We start from the raw sequence: 931 nt of genomic DNA on the forward strand, positions 1-931 counted from the left end.
GGAGCCTTCCAGCTCTCTTCAATTAACACTTCACAGTATTTATGACCTATCCGCAACCCCAGGAACAAGTTCCTGGTTTGGGCTCTTTCCCGTTCGCTCGCCGCTACTTAGGAAATCGATGTTTCTTTCTCTTCCTCCGGGTACTTAGATGTTTCAGTTCCCCGGGTTTGCCTCTACAAACCTATGTATTCAGTTTGCAGTACCTAGCGTTATCTAGGTGGGTTTCCCCATTCGGATATCTCTGGTTCTCTGGCTATTTGCGCCTACCCAGAGCTTTTCGCAGCTTATCGCGTCCTTCTTAGGCTCCTGGTGCCAAGGCATCCTCCATGCGCCCTTTGTAGCTTGACCTTTCATTATCGAAAATCGTCATTAACTTCGTCCAGCTTCGTCAAATACCTCATTCCGGTGCTCATTTACATAAGTAAACTCCACTCCTCATTCGGTCTTTTCCTTGCTGTACTCGTTACTGCCAATTTTCTTAGTTTCATATATCATCTTAAATCTTTAAAATGATATACATCTACTACAAAGGTTATATTATAACCTTAGCTTTACTTCATTTCTTATTTACTGTGCAATTTTCAAAGGACAATTTTTCAATTTACATTCCTAATTGGCTGTAAACTGAAAGAAGAATCTATGATCCTTCAAAATTAAACAGAGTGAAAAATTGCTATTAACTTCGTATATCTTCGTCAAAATCATTCGCTGTGGTACTCATTTACATAAGTAAACTCTGTTCCTCGCTCATGTTTTTCCTTGATATACTCGTTACTATCAATTTTTAAGTTTCAACTTACTTAAACCATCAATTTATAAGATAGATTATACTCTATCTTTCGACTCCCTAGAAAGGAGGTGATCCAGCCGCAGGTTCTCCTACGGCTACCTTGTTACGACTTCACCCCAATTACTAACCCCACCTTCGGCC

The 931-nt window shown here is 40.3% G+C and carries 2 rRNA genes; both read right to left on the reverse strand.

Annotated features, from left to right (window positions below):
• Nucleotides 1-348 (reverse strand): 23S ribosomal RNA (locus WY13_RS15560); the annotation flags it as partial.
• A gap of 503 nt (nt 349-851) precedes the next feature.
• Nucleotides 852-931 (reverse strand): 16S ribosomal RNA (locus tag WY13_RS15565); the annotation flags it as partial.

The organism is Clostridium ljungdahlii, from assembly GCF_001636845.1.
GTDB lineage: Bacteria > Bacillota > Clostridia > Clostridiales > Clostridiaceae > Clostridium_B > Clostridium_B ljungdahlii_A.